At 29.8% G+C, this 16,431-nt stretch carries 17 protein-coding genes and 2 pseudogenes; 8 read left to right on the top strand and 11 right to left on the bottom strand.

Going from position 1 to position 16,431, the window contains the following annotated elements:
• Positions 1-111: 111 nt before the first annotated feature.
• From NSS86_RS04435 to argF, 3 genes are all read right to left on the bottom strand, one after another.
• A complete protein-coding gene (locus NSS86_RS04435; protein ID WP_000432077.1) occupies positions 112-1,668 on the bottom strand; it encodes a YfcC family protein in 1,557 nt (518 codons plus the stop codon).
• 171 nt (positions 1,669-1,839) lie between these two features.
• Positions 1,840-2,772 carry a carbamate kinase gene (gene arcC / locus NSS86_RS04430; protein WP_001074342.1) on the bottom strand — a complete coding sequence of 311 codons (933 nt, stop codon included), beginning with the start codon at positions 2,770-2,772 and terminating at the stop codon, positions 1,840-1,842.
• A 22-nt stretch (positions 2,773-2,794) separates the two neighbouring features.
• Positions 2,795-3,796 carry an ornithine carbamoyltransferase gene (argF, locus tag NSS86_RS04425; RefSeq protein ID WP_000793607.1) on the bottom strand — a complete coding sequence of 334 codons (1,002 nt, stop codon included), beginning with the start codon at positions 3,794-3,796 and terminating at the stop codon, positions 2,795-2,797.
• Between the two features lie 437 nt (positions 3,797-4,233).
• Between argF and NSS86_RS04420 the strand changes: the two genes are divergently transcribed.
• The 3 genes from NSS86_RS04420 (at position 4,234) to NSS86_RS04410 (ending at position 6,603) form a co-directional block, all read left to right on the top strand.
• Positions 4,234-4,959 (top strand): superantigen-like protein SSL14, encoded by a 726-nt coding sequence (locus tag NSS86_RS04420; protein ID WP_000739531.1) that lies wholly within the window; start codon positions 4,234-4,236, stop codon positions 4,957-4,959.
• A gap of 94 nt (positions 4,960-5,053) precedes the next feature.
• The gene (locus NSS86_RS04415; RefSeq protein ID WP_001063553.1) at positions 5,054-5,779 is read left to right on the top strand and encodes a superantigen-like protein SSL13; all 726 of its coding nucleotides are present in this window, start codon (positions 5,054-5,056) and stop codon (positions 5,777-5,779) included.
• A 107-nt stretch (positions 5,780-5,886) separates the two neighbouring features.
• The gene (locus NSS86_RS04410; RefSeq protein WP_000041897.1) at positions 5,887-6,603 is read left to right on the top strand and encodes a superantigen-like protein SSL12; all 717 of its coding nucleotides are present in this window, start codon (positions 5,887-5,889) and stop codon (positions 6,601-6,603) included.
• 489 nt (positions 6,604-7,092) lie between these two features.
• On the opposite strand, the gene NSS86_RS04405 is transcribed toward NSS86_RS04410, so the two are convergent.
• Both NSS86_RS04405 and NSS86_RS04400 read right to left on the bottom strand, forming a co-directional pair.
• Entirely contained in the window at positions 7,093-7,317 is a 225-nt protein-coding gene (locus tag NSS86_RS04405; protein WP_001802045.1) for a hypothetical protein, read from the bottom strand.
• A complete protein-coding gene (locus NSS86_RS04400; protein ID WP_000765708.1) occupies positions 7,274-7,420 on the bottom strand; it encodes a hypothetical protein in 147 nt (48 codons plus the stop codon). Before NSS86_RS04400 ends, NSS86_RS04405 begins: the two co-directional genes overlap by 44 nt.
• 672 nt (positions 7,421-8,092) lie before the next feature.
• Here NSS86_RS04400 and hyl point away from each other — a divergent pair.
• Positions 8,093-9,052: an alpha-hemolysin gene (hyl, locus tag NSS86_RS04395; RefSeq protein WP_000857488.1), complete on the top strand. Its 960-nt coding sequence runs from the start codon at positions 8,093-8,095 to the stop codon at positions 9,050-9,052.
• Positions 9,053-9,133: 81 nt separating this feature from the next.
• Here hyl and NSS86_RS04390 read toward each other — a convergent pair.
• Positions 9,134-9,208, bottom strand: a pseudogene (locus tag NSS86_RS04390) (hypothetical protein); the annotation flags it as partial.
• 2 nt (positions 9,209-9,210) lie between these two features.
• On the bottom strand, positions 9,211-10,530 hold the full coding sequence (locus NSS86_RS04385) for an ISL3-like element IS1181 family transposase (protein WP_001557163.1): 1,320 nt from the start codon (positions 10,528-10,530) through the stop codon (positions 9,211-9,213).
• Positions 10,531-11,048: 518 nt separating this feature from the next.
• Here NSS86_RS04385 and NSS86_RS04380 point away from each other — a divergent pair.
• Both NSS86_RS04380 and NSS86_RS04375 read left to right on the top strand, forming a co-directional pair.
• Entirely contained in the window at positions 11,049-11,282 is a 234-nt protein-coding gene (locus NSS86_RS04380) for a hypothetical protein (protein ID WP_000231632.1), read from the top strand.
• 621 nt (positions 11,283-11,903) lie between these two features.
• A complete protein-coding gene (locus NSS86_RS04375; protein ID WP_001032817.1) occupies positions 11,904-12,089 on the top strand; it encodes a hypothetical protein in 186 nt (61 codons plus the stop codon).
• Positions 12,090-12,854: 765 nt separating this feature from the next.
• Here the strand turns inward: NSS86_RS04375 and scb are convergent.
• From scb to NSS86_RS04360, 3 genes are all read right to left on the bottom strand, one after another.
• Complete coding sequence (scb, locus tag NSS86_RS04370) at positions 12,855-13,205, bottom strand: complement inhibitor SCIN-B (RefSeq protein WP_000669537.1); 351 nt, start codon at positions 13,203-13,205, stop codon at positions 12,855-12,857.
• A 149-nt stretch (positions 13,206-13,354) separates the two neighbouring features.
• Complete coding sequence (gene efb / locus NSS86_RS04365) at positions 13,355-13,852, bottom strand: complement convertase inhibitor Efb (RefSeq protein WP_000791581.1); 498 nt, start codon at positions 13,850-13,852, stop codon at positions 13,355-13,357.
• Positions 13,853-14,111: 259 nt separating this feature from the next.
• Complete coding sequence (locus NSS86_RS04360) at positions 14,112-14,618, bottom strand: hypothetical protein (RefSeq protein ID WP_000584398.1); 507 nt, start codon at positions 14,616-14,618, stop codon at positions 14,112-14,114.
• A 669-nt stretch (positions 14,619-15,287) separates the two neighbouring features.
• Here NSS86_RS04360 and NSS86_RS04355 point away from each other — a divergent pair.
• Together NSS86_RS04355 and NSS86_RS04350 are read left to right on the top strand one after the other, a co-directional pair.
• Positions 15,288-15,689 carry a formyl peptide receptor-like 1 inhibitory protein gene (locus NSS86_RS04355; protein ID WP_000739564.1) on the top strand — a complete coding sequence of 134 codons (402 nt, stop codon included), beginning with the start codon at positions 15,288-15,290 and terminating at the stop codon, positions 15,687-15,689.
• Positions 15,649-15,741: pseudogene (locus NSS86_RS04350) on the top strand (hypothetical protein). The gene NSS86_RS04355 and the pseudogene NSS86_RS04350 overlap by 41 nt, the downstream one beginning before the upstream one ends.
• Positions 15,742-16,057: 316 nt before the next feature.
• Here the strand turns inward: NSS86_RS04350 and ecb are convergent.
• On the bottom strand, positions 16,058-16,387 hold the full coding sequence (gene ecb, locus NSS86_RS04345; RefSeq protein WP_000739210.1) for a complement convertase inhibitor Ecb: 330 nt from the start codon (positions 16,385-16,387) through the stop codon (positions 16,058-16,060).
• Positions 16,388-16,431 lie beyond the last annotated feature (44 nt).

Raw genomic sequence — 16,431 nt, 5'->3', positions numbered from 1 at the left:
TCATTATTTTCTTAATCAAAAATAATAATGCACCTCGCTTAGTTTAGTATTTCTACAAACCTACGAGATGCATAAAACCCAATTAGTATTTTTATAATATAGCATTTCAAATTATGAATAAATTAGTACTTGCGTAATTAGTACTCCGCCACCGAAAATCAATACAAAAGCAACTACCGGCCATACAAATCGGAACCAATGTGAATATCGCATGTTTAACATTTGTAGTGTGGCCATAACAAGTCCAGTCGGCGCTAAGAATAACATCGCATATTGACCAAATTGATATGTCGTAACGATGACGAATCTTGGTATACCTACTGTATCAGCTAGTGGTGCAAAGATAGGCATTGATAATACCGCTAATCCAGAAGATGATGGCACGATAAAACCTAAACAGAAGAAAATAAATAGTAATACGATGATAAATAATGGTCCACTCATATGTTGAACTAAAGATGATGAAAAGTGTAAGATTGTATCTGAAATCATACCTTCATTCAACACTAAATTAATACCTCGAGCTAAACCAATAATTAAAGATACACCTACTAAACTTGATGCACCATTGACAAATGCATCTACAGTTCCTTTTTCTCCCAATCCAGATTTACCTGTCCCAGCAATAAACATTATTATAATTGTAAATATTAAAAATGCTGAAGCCATAACTGGGAACCACCAACCTTGCGTCATAACTCCCCATACCATAATTGGAAATGGTAGTACAAATAATGTAAGGATTATCTTCTTACGCAAAGTAAAATGGGCACTATCGTCATCTTTTAATACAGACCATTGCTGTTCAAAAGCATCTTTGTCTTCATAAGAATATGACGCTTTAGGATCGTTTTTAATTTTTTTACAGTACCAATATAAATAACTAATAACAAAAATCGCACCGACAATACAAGCACCTATTCTCCAATACAAGCCATCCGTAAAAGTTGTACCAGCGGCATTAGAGGCAATTACAACCGAGAACGGGTTAATAGTTGAAAATGTACTACCGACAGAGCTGGCAAGGAATATGGCACCAACTGAAACGATAGAATCGTATCCTAACGCTATAAATATAGGGACTAAAATCGGATAGAATGCTACAGCTTCTTCTTCAATACCACATAACGTCCCGCCGATAATCATTAGTATTGATACAAACACAATTAGCATAAATTCATGCCCTTTTGTTTTCTTCGTTAAAGCTAACAATCCCGATTCAAAAGAACCACTGGCTTGAACTACGCCAATAAGTCCCCCTAGTACAAGAATGAATACCATGATATCGACCGCTTCTATCGTACCTTCAACCATGCTACTTGTTATTTGTTCTGGTCCAGCTGGATGTTGCTTTAATCTTTCATAAGTATTCGGAATTGATACTGGCTTATTAATTGCACCTGATTTAAATTGTTCAATCTTAATTTTAACCCCCATTTTGTCTAGTTCCTGTTGCGTACCCGGAACCTTTTTCACTTGGTTATGAGGGTTAACTATCTTTAGTTCTTGGGATGAAGGTTCGTAAGAAAGTTTAGAATATGCACCAGCAGGAATAACCCATGTTGCTATAACTGCAACAACCGTTAAAATGAATAAAATCATAAATGCACCTGGCATTTTTAATTTAAATCGTTTTTTCTTTTCACTTTCATTAATTGTATTTTCCACGGTTTCATCTCCTTCGACATTTAACCTAGCATTTCTACCTTAAAGATTTTATAAATATAAATTAAGAAAGTGCACCCCGCATCAAAATAGAGGCATTATTTTCAGGGGGTGCACATAAATAATAAAAATCATGCATTTGACATATAGTAATTGAAAAGCGTTTCAATTCAATTACTTTTTAATCACAGTACCTACTTTACCCTCTAAGGCAGCATCTAATTCATTTAATGATGTTATAAGCACACTTCCTTTTGGATTGTTTTCAATAAATGATATGGCTGCTTCAATTTTTGGTAACATACTTCCTTTTGCAAATTGATTTTCGTCTATATATCGTTTTAATTCATCAACATTTGTTGTTTTCAAAGGCTGTTGGTTTTCAGTGTTAAAATTAATATATACATAATCAATTGCTGTTAAAATAATCAATTGATCGCATTGAATATTAGCACCCAACAACGCACTTGTTTTATCTTTGTCTATAACTGCATCAATACCTTTAAAACCATCATGTTGCTCTCTAATTACTGGTATACCTCCACCACCAGCAGCAATAACGAGTGTATCATTTTTAATAAGTGTTTTAATACTCTCTAATTCAATAATAGAGATGGGTTGTGGTGAAGGAACAACGCGTCTATATCCTCTTCCAGCATCTTCAACAAATATAAATCCTTTTTCTTTTTGAATTTGTTCAGCTTCTTCTTTGTTGTAAAATAACCCAATTGGTTTTGAAGGATTGTTAAATGCCGGATCATTTTCATCAACTTCAACTTGTGTCACTAGTGTTACCACTTGTTTATCCATTCCAATAGAATGCAATTCATTTTGTAAGCTTTCTTGTAATTGATAGCCGATGTAAGCTTGACTCATTGCGCCACATTCAGCAAATGGAAATGCCGGACCTTGGTTATGTTCTGCAGCATAGTTAAGTCCCAAATTAATGCTTCCAACCTGTGGTCCATTACCATGACTAATAACAATCTCATGTCCTTTTGTTATTAATCCTACTAATGATTTCGCAGTATTTTTAACAAGCTCGAGTTGTTCTTGAGGTGATTTTCCTAAAGCATTACCACCTAATGCTACTACTATTTTCGCCATCATATTCACTTCCTTATATCATTTAAAATTCACCCAATGTAGCAACCATGACTGCTTTGATTGTATGCATTCTGTTCTCAGCTTCTTGGAATACAACTGAAGCTTTACTTTCGAATACTTCATCTGTAACTTCCATTTCTCGAATACCATATTTTTCAAAAATTTGTTGACCAATTTTCGTATCAGCATTATGGAAAGATGGTAAGCAATGCTCAAAAATAACATTTGGATTACCAGTTTTATCCATCATTTCTTTATTTACTTGATATGGTTTCAATAATTCAAGTCGTTCTTTCCATACTTCATCAGGTTCACCCATTGATACCCAAACATCAGTGTAAATTACATCCGAACCTTTTACACCTTGGTCAATATCATCTGTGATTAATATGTTGCCACCATTTTCAGCGGCAATATTTTTACAGCGATTTAATAATTCATCTGTTGGATTTAATTCTTTTGGACAAACTAAATGGAAGTTCATACCCATAATGGCAGCACCTTGCATTAATGCATTTGCAACGTTATTACGACCATCTCCAACATATGTAAAGTTAATATCTGCATAATCTTTTTTTAAGACTTCTTTTGCTGTTAAGAAATCAGCAAGAACTTGAGTAGGATGATCTTCATCAGTTAAACCATTCCACACTGGTACGCCTGAATATTCAGCTAAAGTTTCTACTGTTCTTTGTGAAAAACCACGGTATTCAATGCCATCATACATTCCACCAAGCACACGTGCAGTATCTTTAGTTGTTTCTTTTTTACCCATTTGTGATCCAGTTGGGCCTAAATAAGTTACATTTGCACCTTGATCATGCGCTGCAACTTCAAATGCACATCGCGTTCTTGTAGAATCTTTTTCAAATAACAGTGCAATATTTTTATTTTTTAACATAGGCTTTTCAGTGCCAATATATTTAGCACGTTTTAAATCCTCGGAGAGTGTTAATAAGAATTCTACCTCTTGTCGTGAAAAGTCTAATAAAGTTAAAAAACTTCTGTTTCGTAAATTTTTCATTAATAACAACTCCTTTTATTTTAGTTACACCTAAATTGTAAGCGCATACAAAATAAACACAACCTACTATTAAAATTTGTAATATTTTATCAATAATTAAATGAACATTTTATTAATATTAAATTTAAGTAGTAGGAAATAATTAAAATAAGTACTACATTTAAAGTATAACTATTTTTCAAGTAGTTAGAAAATTCAATTATCAAACAATTTAATGCAATTGATTAGAGAATAATTGTAACGTGTCGTTTTTAATATATAACTCCCGCCTACTTTATTAAGTACTGTTTCTGTCCAAAACTTAAAAATGATAAGTTTTGCTTAAATAACACTACTAACTGTTTAAGTTTATTTAACATAGTTTTAGCTTTTATTTAATTCCGAATCGGTGTAATAGCTTATATACTTTGGGTAATTCACGCAAAGGAGATTTTCATATGAAAAAGAACATCATGAATAAATTAGTTTTATCAACAGCATTGTTACTTTTAGGAACCACATCAACACAACTTCCTAAAACACCAATCAGTTTTTCATCTGAAGCAAAAGCCTATAATATCAGTGAAAACGAGACTAATATCAATGAGTTAATCAAATATTACACTCAGCCGCATTTTTCATTATCTGGAAAATGGCTATGGCAAAAGCCCAATGGTAGCATTCATGCAACATTGCAAACGTGGGTTTGGTATAGTCATATTCAAGTGTTTGGATCCGAGAGTTGGGGAAACATTAATCAGTTAAGAAATAAATACGTTGATATATTTGGAACTAAAGATGAGGACACAGTTGAAGGTTACTGGACTTATGATGAAACATTTACTGGTGGTGTTACGCCAGCAGCTACTTCATCTGATAAACCTTATAGACTATTTTTAAAATATAGTGATAAACAACAAACTATCATCGGTGGACATGAATTTTACAAAGGAAATAAACCAGTATTAACTTTAAAAGAATTAGATTTCCGTATTCGTCAAACATTAATAAAGAATAAAAAGTTATATAACGGAGAATTTAATAAAGGTCAAATTAAGATAACTGCTGATGGAAATAATTACACGATTGATTTAAGTAAAAAGTTAAAATTAACTGACACAAACCGTTATGTTAAAAATCCTAAAAATGCACAAATTGAAGTCATACTCGAAAAATCTAACTAACCTATTACCTTTTGTAAATGCGGATAATTTCAATTATCTAATTAACCCCTTTTTATAATTAAACATTCCAACAATACTCAAAGGAGAAATTCGAATGAACAATAACATCACGAAAAAAATTATTTTATCAACAACATTGTTACTATTAGGTACAGCATTTACACAATTTCCTAATACACCTATCAATTCTTCATCTGAAGCGAAAGCTTATTATATAAATCAAAACGAAACTAACGTTAATGAGTTAACTAAATATTACTCGCAAAAATATTTAACCTTCTCTAACAGTACGTTATGGCAAAAAGATAACGGTACGATTCATGCAACGTTGTTACAGTTTTCTTGGTATAGTCATATTCAAGTTTATGGACCTGAAAGTTGGGGCAATATCAACCAATTAAGAAATAAAAGCGTTGATATTTTTGGCATAAAAGACCAAGAAACCATTGATTCTTTTGCATTATCTCAAGAAACGTTTACTGGTGGTGTTACTCCTGCAGCAACATCTAACGATAAACACTATAAACTGAATGTAACATATAAAGATAAAGCAGAAACGTTTACTGGCGGATTTCCAGTTTATGAAGGCAATAAGCCTGTTTTAACTTTAAAAGAATTAGATTTTCGTATTCGTCAAACATTAATTAAAAGTAAAAAATTATATAATAATTCTTATAATAAAGGACAAATTAAAATAACAGGTACAGACAATAACTACACAATAGATTTAAGTAAAAGGTTGCCATCAACTGATGCAAATAGATATGTTAAAAAACCTCAAAATGCAAAAATTGAAGTTATCCTCGAAAAATCAAACTAACAATAATAATGGAGTTAATAAAAATAATCGCAAATACTATATTGACTTCGCTCACATTTAAATTTCTTATTCCTCGTATCATGATTCCTCTGAAAGGAGATGTTCTAATGAGTAAGAACATCACGAAAAATATAATTTTAACGACAACATTATTACTATTAGGTACTGTATTACCTCAAAATCAAAAACCAGTATTTAGTTTTTACTCTGAAGCTAAAGCTTATAGCATTGGTCAAGATGAAACTAACATCAATGAATTAATTAAATATTACACACAGCCTCATTTTTCATTTTCAAATAAATGGCTATATCAATATGATAATGGAAACATTTATGTTGAACTTAAGAGATATTCATGGTCAGCACATATATCTTTATGGGGCGCTGAAAGTTGGGGAAATATTAATCAGTTAAAAGATCGTTACGTAGATGTGTTTGGACTAAAAGACAAAGATACTGATCAGTTATGGTGGTCTTATAGAGAGACATTTACAGGTGGCGTTACACCAGCCGCAAAACCTTCTGATAAAACTTATAATCTTTTTGTGCAATACAAAGATAAACTACAAACGATTATTGGTGCGCATAAAATATACCAAGGCAATAAACCAGTATTAACATTGAAAGAAATCGATTTCCGTGCACGAGAAGCGTTAATAAAAAATAAAATATTATATACCGAAAATCGTAATAAAGGTAAGCTTAAGATCACCGGTGGCGGTAATAACTACACTATTGATTTAAGCAAAAGATTACATTCAGATCTAGCAAATGTTTATGTTAAAAATCCTAATAAAATAACTGTTGACGTCCTCTTTGATTAGTATATGAAGGTGACTTATACTTCATGCACTTTAATTCCAAATCAGATTATTTAAATGATAATTTTTAAAGTGTATGATGTATATAATAGGTGAAATTTTCTATATATTTAAATGGAATTGGGAGTAGGAATGTGACAGAAATGGTATTTTATAAAATTTATTTCGTTGTCACTCCCCAACTTGCATTGTCTGTAGAATTTCTTTTTGAATTTCTCTATGTTGGGGCCCCGCCAACTTGCATTGTCTGTAGAATTTCTTTTTGAAATTCTCTGTGTTGGGGCCCATCCCCAACTTGCACATTATTGTAAGCTGACTTTTCGTCAGCTTCTGTGTTGGGGCCCCAAAAATGCTTGTTACATGGTCATTTTCATTCGGTCAACTACTACCAATATAATATTGTAGAGCCTAAGACATTGATTTATTATGTCTTAGGCTCTATTCCTTCATTTAATGATTCAATTATTATAGCAATACTTTATTGTCCCATGATTAATGTTCTTTTAATGAGACATAGTAACTATAAAGTTTAATAATCGTTCTAAATCTAGCATCTTCTAGTTTGGTTTTCCCATTTCTTAAATCTTGTACTGTTTGATATGGAACTCCTGAATTTTTCGAAATTTTATAGCCTGATTCAGACTCAAACAAAGATTGAAGAGAGTTTATAATATTATTCAACTCTGTCATTTTTAATCCCCTTTCTTGAATTAACAATATACAATGTTGTTATTAAAACAGTCAGTGTATGGATAATTTCATTTCCTAAAAATATATTCAGCCATATAATAATAAGAAATACGATATAAAATAGTTTCATTTTAATCCCCTATCATATATTTATTAATCAAATTTCAATAAGATTCATAATTAAAAGCTAACCTATACTCAAAATTTTCTTATAATGCCTCTAACTAAAAATCTACATTTTATTTTACATATGATATTTTACACTATATTAAAAATACATACGATACTTTTTCATTATCTATTAGATATTTCTATGTAATGGCAAAAATTATTCCCGACGAAATTCCAAACATAATTAATACCCTTTTTCTCTATTTCTATTTATTAATTTACAGTAGTTAATATATAGTTAATTTTTATTTAATAGTTAATTAATTGATTTAATTCTAAGATATTTGTATTTTTATATTGTAATCGATTACATTTTTAAATCAAACAAATCATTAGTTTTAAAGAAATTAATCAATAAAATTAGCTATGTCTTTTCCTTGTTTCATAAAGAATTTATTCAACTTTGACTAACCCTCGAAATTGAAATGCTTCCTTTCAAATTTTAAATAAAAGTTAAAAACATATTCTTAAAATAATCACTCATCATCACTCAGTAATTTATCAGTTGCTACATTAAATATACTAATATAAACGATTATAAATATTTGATATGTCTCAACTGCAATATTCTAAATTGACATATTGATTATTGTTTCCTCAAATCGTTAAAAAAAATAGAAGGATGATGAAAATGAAAACACGTATAGTCAGCTCAGTAACAACAACACTATTGCTAGGTTCCATATTAATGAATCCTGTCGCTAATGCCGCAGATTCTGATATTAATATTAAAACCGGTACTACAGATATTGGAAGCAATACTACAGTAAAAACAGGTGATTTAGTTACTTATGATAAAGAAAATGGCATGCACAAAAAAGTATTTTATAGTTTTATCGATGATAAAAATCACAATAAAAAACTGCTAGTTATTAGAACGAAAGGTACCATTGCTGGTCAATATAGAGTTTATAGCGAAGAAGGTGCTAACAAAAGTGGTTTAGCCTGGCCTTCAGCCTTTAAGGTACAGTTGCAACTACCTGATAATGAAGTAGCTCAAATATCTGATTACTATCCAAGAAATTCGATTGATACAAAAGAGTATATGAGTACTTTAACTTATGGATTCAACGGTAATGTTACTGGTGATGATACAGGAAAAATTGGCGGCCTTATTGGTGCAAATGTTTCGATTGGTCATACACTGAAATATGTTCAACCTGATTTCAAAACAATTTTAGAGAGCCCAACTGATAAAAAAGTAGGCTGGAAAGTGATATTTAACAATATGGTGAATCAAAATTGGGGACCATATGATAGAGATTCTTGGAACCCGGTATATGGCAATCAACTTTTCATGAAAACTAGAAATGGTTCTATGAAAGCAGCAGAGAACTTCCTTGATCCTAACAAAGCAAGTTCTCTATTATCTTCAGGGTTTTCACCAGACTTCGCTACAGTTATTACTATGGATAGAAAAGCATCCAAACAACAAACAAATATAGATGTAATATACGAACGAGTTCGTGATGACTACCAATTGCATTGGACTTCAACAAATTGGAAAGGTACCAATACTAAAGATAAATGGACAGATCGTTCTTCAGAAAGATATAAAATCGATTGGGAAAAAGAAGAAATGACAAATTAATGTAAATTATTTGTTCATGTACAAATAAATATAATTTATAACTTTAGCCGATAACTTCAGAAATGATGTTTTTCGGCTAATTTTTGGTTCTCCACCAAATGTGGTGGGTATATAATTTAAAGAACTATTTTAAATTACAACTTTTAGAGTTTTTATTATTAGGCGGCCAGTCCATTATTGGGCTTGGTTGTCTTCTTTTTTTCTCCTTTGTATAAGCTGAAAATCATCATTATACGTGCTTTAAAGTTGTTGAAATTTCTGTAACCAAAAGAAATTCGCTTGATTAATTTTATCTTATTATTAATTCCTTCTATAGCACCATTATTAAATGCTGGGTAATAAATTGTATTTCTTAACATCCTTTGATGTTTTCTATAATATTTAACCACTTTCCATACACCTTTACTCACAGACTTTTTACTAACTGAATTTAAACGATTAATAAATTTAGGCCAATTACATAACCTTAGATCTTTTCTTAATCCTTGGACAAGTTCGTAGGAGCGTCGTAGTATATCGTCTTTTGAAAGCATGAATTCTACAATGTCAGATGAGCGTTTATAAGCCTTAAAAGATTTATTCCATCTGTATTTACTAAATATGGTTTTACTAGTATCCATCAATAGAACTTTCCAGTTATTCTTAAAAATTGTATAATTAGGTCCTTTTTTATTACGGTATTCATTCATAACTTGTACACGATACTTATTAAGTTCCCTATTTAAATGTTGAACGATATGGAATCTGTCAAAAATAATAGCTGCATTAGGAAATAGGTCGCGAAATAATCGGACATAGGGTTCATACATGTCAATAGTAACCGTCTTAACTTGTTGTCGATTTTTTAAATCGAATCGCTCGAAATAGGCACGCAAGAATCTTGTAGTTCTATTTTCTAAAATATCTATAACATCATGAGTATCATTATCTATAAAAATGAAACTCATTGATCCAGTTACATTTTTAACGCTTTTAAATTCATCCATAGCGATGTGTTCTGGCAAACAATTAAACGGTTTAATTCGTAATGAATTAGCCGCTTTAGTTCTAATACGACTTACAGTAGATGGAGAGATACAGTTATCTTCTGCAGTATCAATCTCTGTTTTAACTTTAGTAGCTTCTTCTATAACTTTTTGAGTAACACATCTTGAGATAAAACACGACTCATCAACAATTGACGTTTTAGCAGTAAAAGTGCCATTGCATTCTAAGCATTTAAAACGTTGTTTAGCTAAGTTGAGGTATGTGTTATACCCTTGAGTTTTAAGTAAAGTAATACGAGAAACACGCTTACCATGTTTATGAATTTGTCCTTCATTTTTAACTCCACAACAATAACAGGCCGAAGGCTTATACGTTAGTACAGCATTAACCACTGTTGCTTTTTTTCCTTTGATAATGACGTCAATTTCTTGGTTTATATATTTTATATTTTCATCTTTTATTCTTAGTAATTCTAAGGTATCATTACACATAGGCGCACTTGTCTCCTTTAGTTTGGGTTTGGTCACTTTAAATTATAGAGGCAATTGCGCTTTTTGTGTATTAAAAAAAGCAGGAAGTTTTACCTTCCCACCATAAAAGATGAAGAACCTAATTTTTATACTTAATTTAGTTTAATTAACTTATGATATTTTTAATTTAAACTATGTACTTGATTTGCTTTCCTGACTTAAAAATTAGACTAAACATGACACTATATGAGGTGATTTTTAAAATAAGAAATTTGAATTCCATGTTGTCAAACCCTTTATATAAAAGTTTTGAAATTGTTCAAAACTTTTTGAACACATTATGTGTTAATATATTTGCAGAATTATTTTAAAATCGTTTTAAAACTATACTGAAATAAGAAATTTAAAAGTATAATTAGTACATATAATTGAAAAAGATTTCTAGAAATACAATTAATGTTCATCTAGATATTGTACGAAGTTGTATGAATAAGTTAAACTTAAGTTGAATCAATTTAAATGTTCAAGGAGGTTAACAAATGGTTTTTAATGATTGGGAAATTAACGTTGTATACTCAGGAGAGCATGAGGTTGTAACAAACGAAAAGAGTTTATTTGTCATTGACGAATTTTACGATGTTGCAATCGCAATCTATTATTTAGATGGAAAATTAAAAGTAGCTCATGTCAACTATGGTTCTGATTTTACAATTGACGTAGCTAATAAAGTTTTTGAATTGAATATTCAAAATCCAAATGTTGATGAGCATTAAATATTAAAAAGCATTTAGAATCATAAAGAGCATACTATATATAGCCTTTTACATGTAAAGCAAATGAAAATTAGATAATCTAATTATTTCAACATTAAACAATATATCATTATAAAGAAGTTTTTAAAATAGAAGTATAAGGTGGTGAACAAAAATTAACATTGTGTATAACATTATAGTATATATAGCATGCATGATTAATTTCGGATTAATTATAGTCCCATTATTAACAACAAATGATGCGGATTTTGTATGGACTTCTTCATCATTAATATATATGATTCTTCTTACGTCGATTATCCTAATAGTTTATATTAAAACTAAAGATAGCTTACAGTTAACGATATTTATACTTAATATAGCCTTAATTATTCTATACTGTGCACCATTACTATTCATTTATGTATTCTAGTGCTTCATTAATATTTTAATGCATCAGTTTAAGTAAATTCCATTTGGAAAATAAAAAGCAAATATCATCATCAAATTAACATATTTAACGTTATACTTTCATAAAATTTGAAACAATTGAACATCCTTACTTTAGCTTTATATCTTTATTTCAAGTCATGTTTTCAACTATTTTAATGAATTAAACATATATTATAAGGAGTCAACATCATGAATAAACATATAAATAAAAAAGCGACAAAACTACTTGAAGATTATAAAAAGGTTCAACAAAGAAAATCGGAAGAAACTGATAGAGGTTGTTTGAAAAGTGTCATCATGCTTATCGTCTTATTTTTCTTAATTATTTTTGGTATTGTGGCATGTTCTACAAACGTAAACTTTTTCTTCCAGTAAAAGAGTGAAATAGAAATGATAAAGAACCACTAATGATTTATTATGTAGTGGTTCTTTATCATTAGCTGTAGCTAATGTCTACTTAAAAAATGAATACATGAGTAAAACTCATGCATAAGAAATACTAATTTCTAAAGAAAAAGTATTTTTTTATCGATGTCCTACCCCAACTTGCACATTTTTGTAAGCTGACTTTGCGCCAGCTTCTATGTTGGGGCCCCGCCAACTTGCACATTTTTGTATGCTGACTTTTCGCCAGCTTCTGTGTTGGGCCCCACCCCAACTTGCATTGTCTGTTGAAATTGGTGATCCAATTTCTCTATGTTGGGGCCCCGCCAACTTGCATTGTCTGTTGGAATTGGTGATCCTATTTCTCTCTGTTGTGGCCCCACCCCAACTTGCATTGTTTGTAGAATATCTTTTCGAAATTCTCTGTGTTGGGGCCCCACGAGTATTGAAAAAACTTGTTATAAGCTTATTTTCATTTAGTCAACTACTACCAATATAGCACTAGAACTGGAAATGATAATTTAATAATGTACACTTTTGATTATTTAAACATGTACATATTTTAAAAAATAGAAGAGCAAAGTAAATAATTGATATAGTTATTTTGAGAGTAATCCTAGGAACTATTGTATTTATATTTGTCTCCCCTACTTTTAAATGTCATTCATTATACATAAGCATTTTGATATAGAATTTATCACATATGCAAATTGAAAACAGGTTAAGACCATTTTTTGTCTCAACCTGTTTTATTTATTATCTATTTATAATTTCATCAATTTCTTTGTATATTTTTTCTAATGCAACTTTAGCATCAGCCATTGATACGAAATCATTTTTCTTAAGTGCCGCTTTAGCTCTATATTCATTCATCATAATCGTACGTTTATAATATGGATTTAAGCTTCCTGCAGCTAATGCATATACATTCGATTTGTTAAGTAAAGTTCTTAATTCTTCTGCTATGCGTTTATCATGAAACTGACTTTCAGTTAAATATTTGTCCAGACTACTTGCATCTGCTTTATTCCCTTCTATAGTTGCTATCCCAGTTGATGATAAAAGTAATGCTAATGTTCCTGTTAATATATATTTTTTAAATTTCATTGTAAACTCTCCTTAAAATTGATACTTAACGATTATATAGTCAATTTTAGGAAAGTTACATTAACCTGGCATTAAATAGCATAGTCGTTTTATTAATAAAAAATAATATAATATTAAATTATTTTGAACTTAAAATAATGACAGAAGTATTATCTCACTAATCCTTGTTTTAATACATTATCAATTCGCTCTTGTAAGACCATTTTCTTCACTTTGTATTCAAACGAAACTAAGTTGACTGCCTTTTGTGCTTTTCTGTGTGCACTGACAGTATGTGTTTTTTCAAATTCTCTCACAAGATTTTGAGCTTGAATCAATTTTTGTTCTTTTTTAATAGTTGCATCAGTTTTCGCTGCTGGTTTATTAAATTGTGGACGTGCACCATATTCGAATGTACCATCGTTAAATTCTAAAATATTATAGTCATGTTTGAATTTAATATATTTAGGTGTTGAGTTAAATTTTGGTCTAGATTGATATTTAAAAGTACCATCATTGTACTCTACGATATTGTGATTAATACTCACTGGTTTCTTTTCTCTTGGACCGTATCCTTCGCTCGCATCTGCTGTTGACGCAATTGTAGTTGTAGTAATACCAATTGCCGCTATTGTTAATAAAGATTTTGCTATCAATTTATTTTTCATGTTAATTATCCTCCAAATTATTATCTTACATTTATTAAGTTATCCTATTTATACAACTTTTGAAATTAACTAATTATTAATTAACTATAAACACTTTATAATATAGACAAAATATAGTTATCTATCTTGTGACTCATCAGCACTTATACACTAGTCAAAAAATTCACGCCTCTACTTTTTCGAATTTCAAAAATAAAACCACACAACAAAAAAAGACACCATTTGAATGTTGGTGTCTGATGGTATAATTTCATAGATTTTATTTGTAACTTCTCATTCTATAGTTAAATATTGTGACCCAGCTAATGATTAACGTTGGTAGAATTACTAAATTCAAATTAGACACGTCAAAAAAGACAGATTGGAAATTGTCGATATTAATATCATTAATGTCCATTTTTTCATTTACTGCTTGATAGATCGCAAAGTAAACTAAGAACCATTGAATTAAATGCTCTAAAACGACAACCTCTGTCAAATCGACATTCTTTTTTCTAAAAAGTAATCTAACTATAAATAATTGGAATATACTTGAAATCAAGATCAATATAATACCCATTAAGAAAAAACTACCAAAATCAATTGTGATAAATTGAATAATACCATAAATAATTACGGCAGATATTGCCAGTGAAATATATCCTATAAAGATAAATACCACACCCATAAAGAGTGTCTTTAAGAACAGAAAAGGCTTCTTTCTATTTGTAACCAAATAGCTCAATATACAAAGTAGTAATAGAATTGTTAAAATTTTAATTATCATCGTTTGACCTCAATATATTTATTTATATCTTTATTATTGACCACGAAAAATAACAATCACTTAAGTGATTGCCAATAATACTCAATGCCTACTCTATAGTAATCTTGGCACGTGATTTTACACTATTTTATCTAATTAAAAATGTAAGTGTTGAATTATGTTTACTTCGAAAATGCATAATTCAATTAAATAGTATAATTTTTAACTTATATATTAATCATAACATATCAACCATAATTAGAATATATCTCTTATTTCTTTATAAGTAAAATTATACATATTAATTACTTCTCTACTATGAATCATTTCTTTGTTTTATAAAAAATATATATCAAAAAAGCTATATGTATAACAATTTGGAGTGTTTGTCTACCCAACATTGCAAACAAAATGCAAAGAAATATATATCGTTTTAACAATAAAAATTATCCAATCATAGTTGAGTGACGTTTACTACTATTATTATACTATCAACAAATTCAATAATACCTCAAATAAAAATAATACCATCAAATTCATCATTATTCTTTTTCGATTGCATTAAACCTTATTAATTTGCACTTAATTTTAATTAATGAAGTGTTAACTGGTAAATGCATGAAACCGTTTGTAAAATAGCAGTGTACTCGCATTAGTAAGTACAAATTTATTTTACAGGGAGAACTTATTATGAAAAAAAATATCACAAAAACTATTATCGCATCTACAGTAATCGCTGCAGGTCTTTTAACTCAAACTAATGATGCTAAAGCTTTCTTTAGTTATGAATGGAAAGGTTTAGAAATCGCAAAAAATTTAGCAGATCAAGCTAAAAAGGACGATGAACGTATTGATAAGTTAATGAAAGAGTCTGATAAAAATCTAACTCCTTACAAAGCTGAAACTGTTAATGATCTGTACCTTATTGTTAAAAAATTAAGCCAAGGTGATGTGAAGAAAGCAGTTGTCAGAATTAAAGATGGTGGTCCTAGAGATTACTATACTTTTGACTTAACTCGTCCTTTAGAAGAGAACAGAAAAAATATTAAAGTTGTTAAAAACGGTGAAATCGACTCGATTTATTGGGATTAATTAACATACTGAATTAAATAGTTGTACGCCAAACGTTAGAAAACAATGCTAACGTATTGGCGTGCTTTTTTATTTTAAGTAACTTCCAATTTATTTAGCATCTTTACGACTGTTTAATAAAGCACGTATGATTAACACGGTTGCCACTATATCCGTTACAATTTTTATGATTGTTAATACATTCGATTTCCTTTTCACAATAGCCACCTCGCTTGTTCAAAACATAAACAACTATTGCATTCACTTTTAAGTAATTATTTATATGATTTATCCCAATAAGCTCACCATTCAAATAAACACAATATTATAAAATAATTATACCTTTGGATATAGCAAAAAGCCACACTCTATAGCATGGCTTCTATCAATTATTTTAAAGTATTATATTTTAAAACTAGATCGATTTGTCTTTGTAATTTTTTCTTTTCATAGCTGTGTTGGAAATGAATTAAATTAACAGCTCTTTGTGCTTTACGGTGTGTTGCAACAGTTCTTGTACGTTTGAACAAGTTTACAGCTTTTTGTGCATCCACAACTTTTTTATTTACTTGTTTTTTAAAGTTTGTTTGATACTGATCATATTTTTTAGCAGCTTCAACGTTTTTAGTTTGTGCATGAGATTCACCGGCAAACGTTGATACCGTTAAACTAATAGCAGCTATGCTTAAAATTGATTTCCCAATAAAATTCTTTTTCATAATTAATAACACCTATCCTCAAATATTTATTTTGTATATATTTA

The organism is Staphylococcus sp. FSL W8-0056 (assembly GCF_037963075.1).
Classification (GTDB): domain Bacteria; phylum Bacillota; class Bacilli; order Staphylococcales; family Staphylococcaceae; genus Staphylococcus; species Staphylococcus aureus.
The sequence above is the reverse complement of the archived record's forward strand: the minus strand, read 5'-3'. Positions and strand labels throughout refer to the sequence as shown.

Excerpts from the sequence above, each read along its gene's own strand:
- NSS86_RS04360 (WP_000584398.1), bottom strand. The coding sequence starts at position 14,618 with ATGATAATTAAAATTTTAACAATTCTATTACTACTTTGTATATTGAGC.
- NSS86_RS04375 (WP_001032817.1), top strand. The coding sequence starts at position 11,904 with ATGAATAAACATATAAATAAAAAAGCGACAAAACTACTTGAAGATTAT.
- NSS86_RS04380 (WP_000231632.1), top strand. The coding sequence starts at position 11,049 with ATGGTTTTTAATGATTGGGAAATTAACGTTGTATACTCAGGAGAGCAT.
- NSS86_RS04415 (WP_001063553.1), top strand. The coding sequence starts at position 5,054 with ATGAACAATAACATCACGAAAAAAATTATTTTATCAACAACATTGTTA.
- NSS86_RS04420 (WP_000739531.1), top strand. The coding sequence starts at position 4,234 with ATGAAAAAGAACATCATGAATAAATTAGTTTTATCAACAGCATTGTTA.
- NSS86_RS04410 (WP_000041897.1), top strand. The coding sequence starts at position 5,887 with ATGAGTAAGAACATCACGAAAAATATAATTTTAACGACAACATTATTA.
- ecb (WP_000739210.1), bottom strand. The coding sequence starts at position 16,387 with ATGAAAAAGAATTTTATTGGGAAATCAATTTTAAGCATAGCTGCTATT.
- argF (WP_000793607.1), bottom strand. The coding sequence starts at position 3,796 with ATGAAAAATTTACGAAACAGAAGTTTTTTAACTTTATTAGACTTTTCA.
- NSS86_RS04400 (WP_000765708.1), bottom strand. The coding sequence starts at position 7,420 with ATGAAACTATTTTATATCGTATTTCTTATTATTATATGGCTGAATATA.
- arcC (WP_001074342.1), bottom strand. The coding sequence starts at position 2,772 with ATGGCGAAAATAGTAGTAGCATTAGGTGGTAATGCTTTAGGAAAATCA.
- efb (WP_000791581.1), bottom strand. The coding sequence starts at position 13,852 with ATGAAAAATAAATTGATAGCAAAATCTTTATTAACAATAGCGGCAATT.
- scb (WP_000669537.1), bottom strand. The coding sequence starts at position 13,205 with ATGAAATTTAAAAAATATATATTAACAGGAACATTAGCATTACTTTTA.
- NSS86_RS04385 (WP_001557163.1), bottom strand. The coding sequence starts at position 10,530 with ATGTGTAATGATACCTTAGAATTACTAAGAATAAAAGATGAAAATATA.
- NSS86_RS04355 (WP_000739564.1), top strand. The coding sequence starts at position 15,288 with ATGAAAAAAAATATCACAAAAACTATTATCGCATCTACAGTAATCGCT.
- hyl (WP_000857488.1), top strand. The coding sequence starts at position 8,093 with ATGAAAACACGTATAGTCAGCTCAGTAACAACAACACTATTGCTAGGT.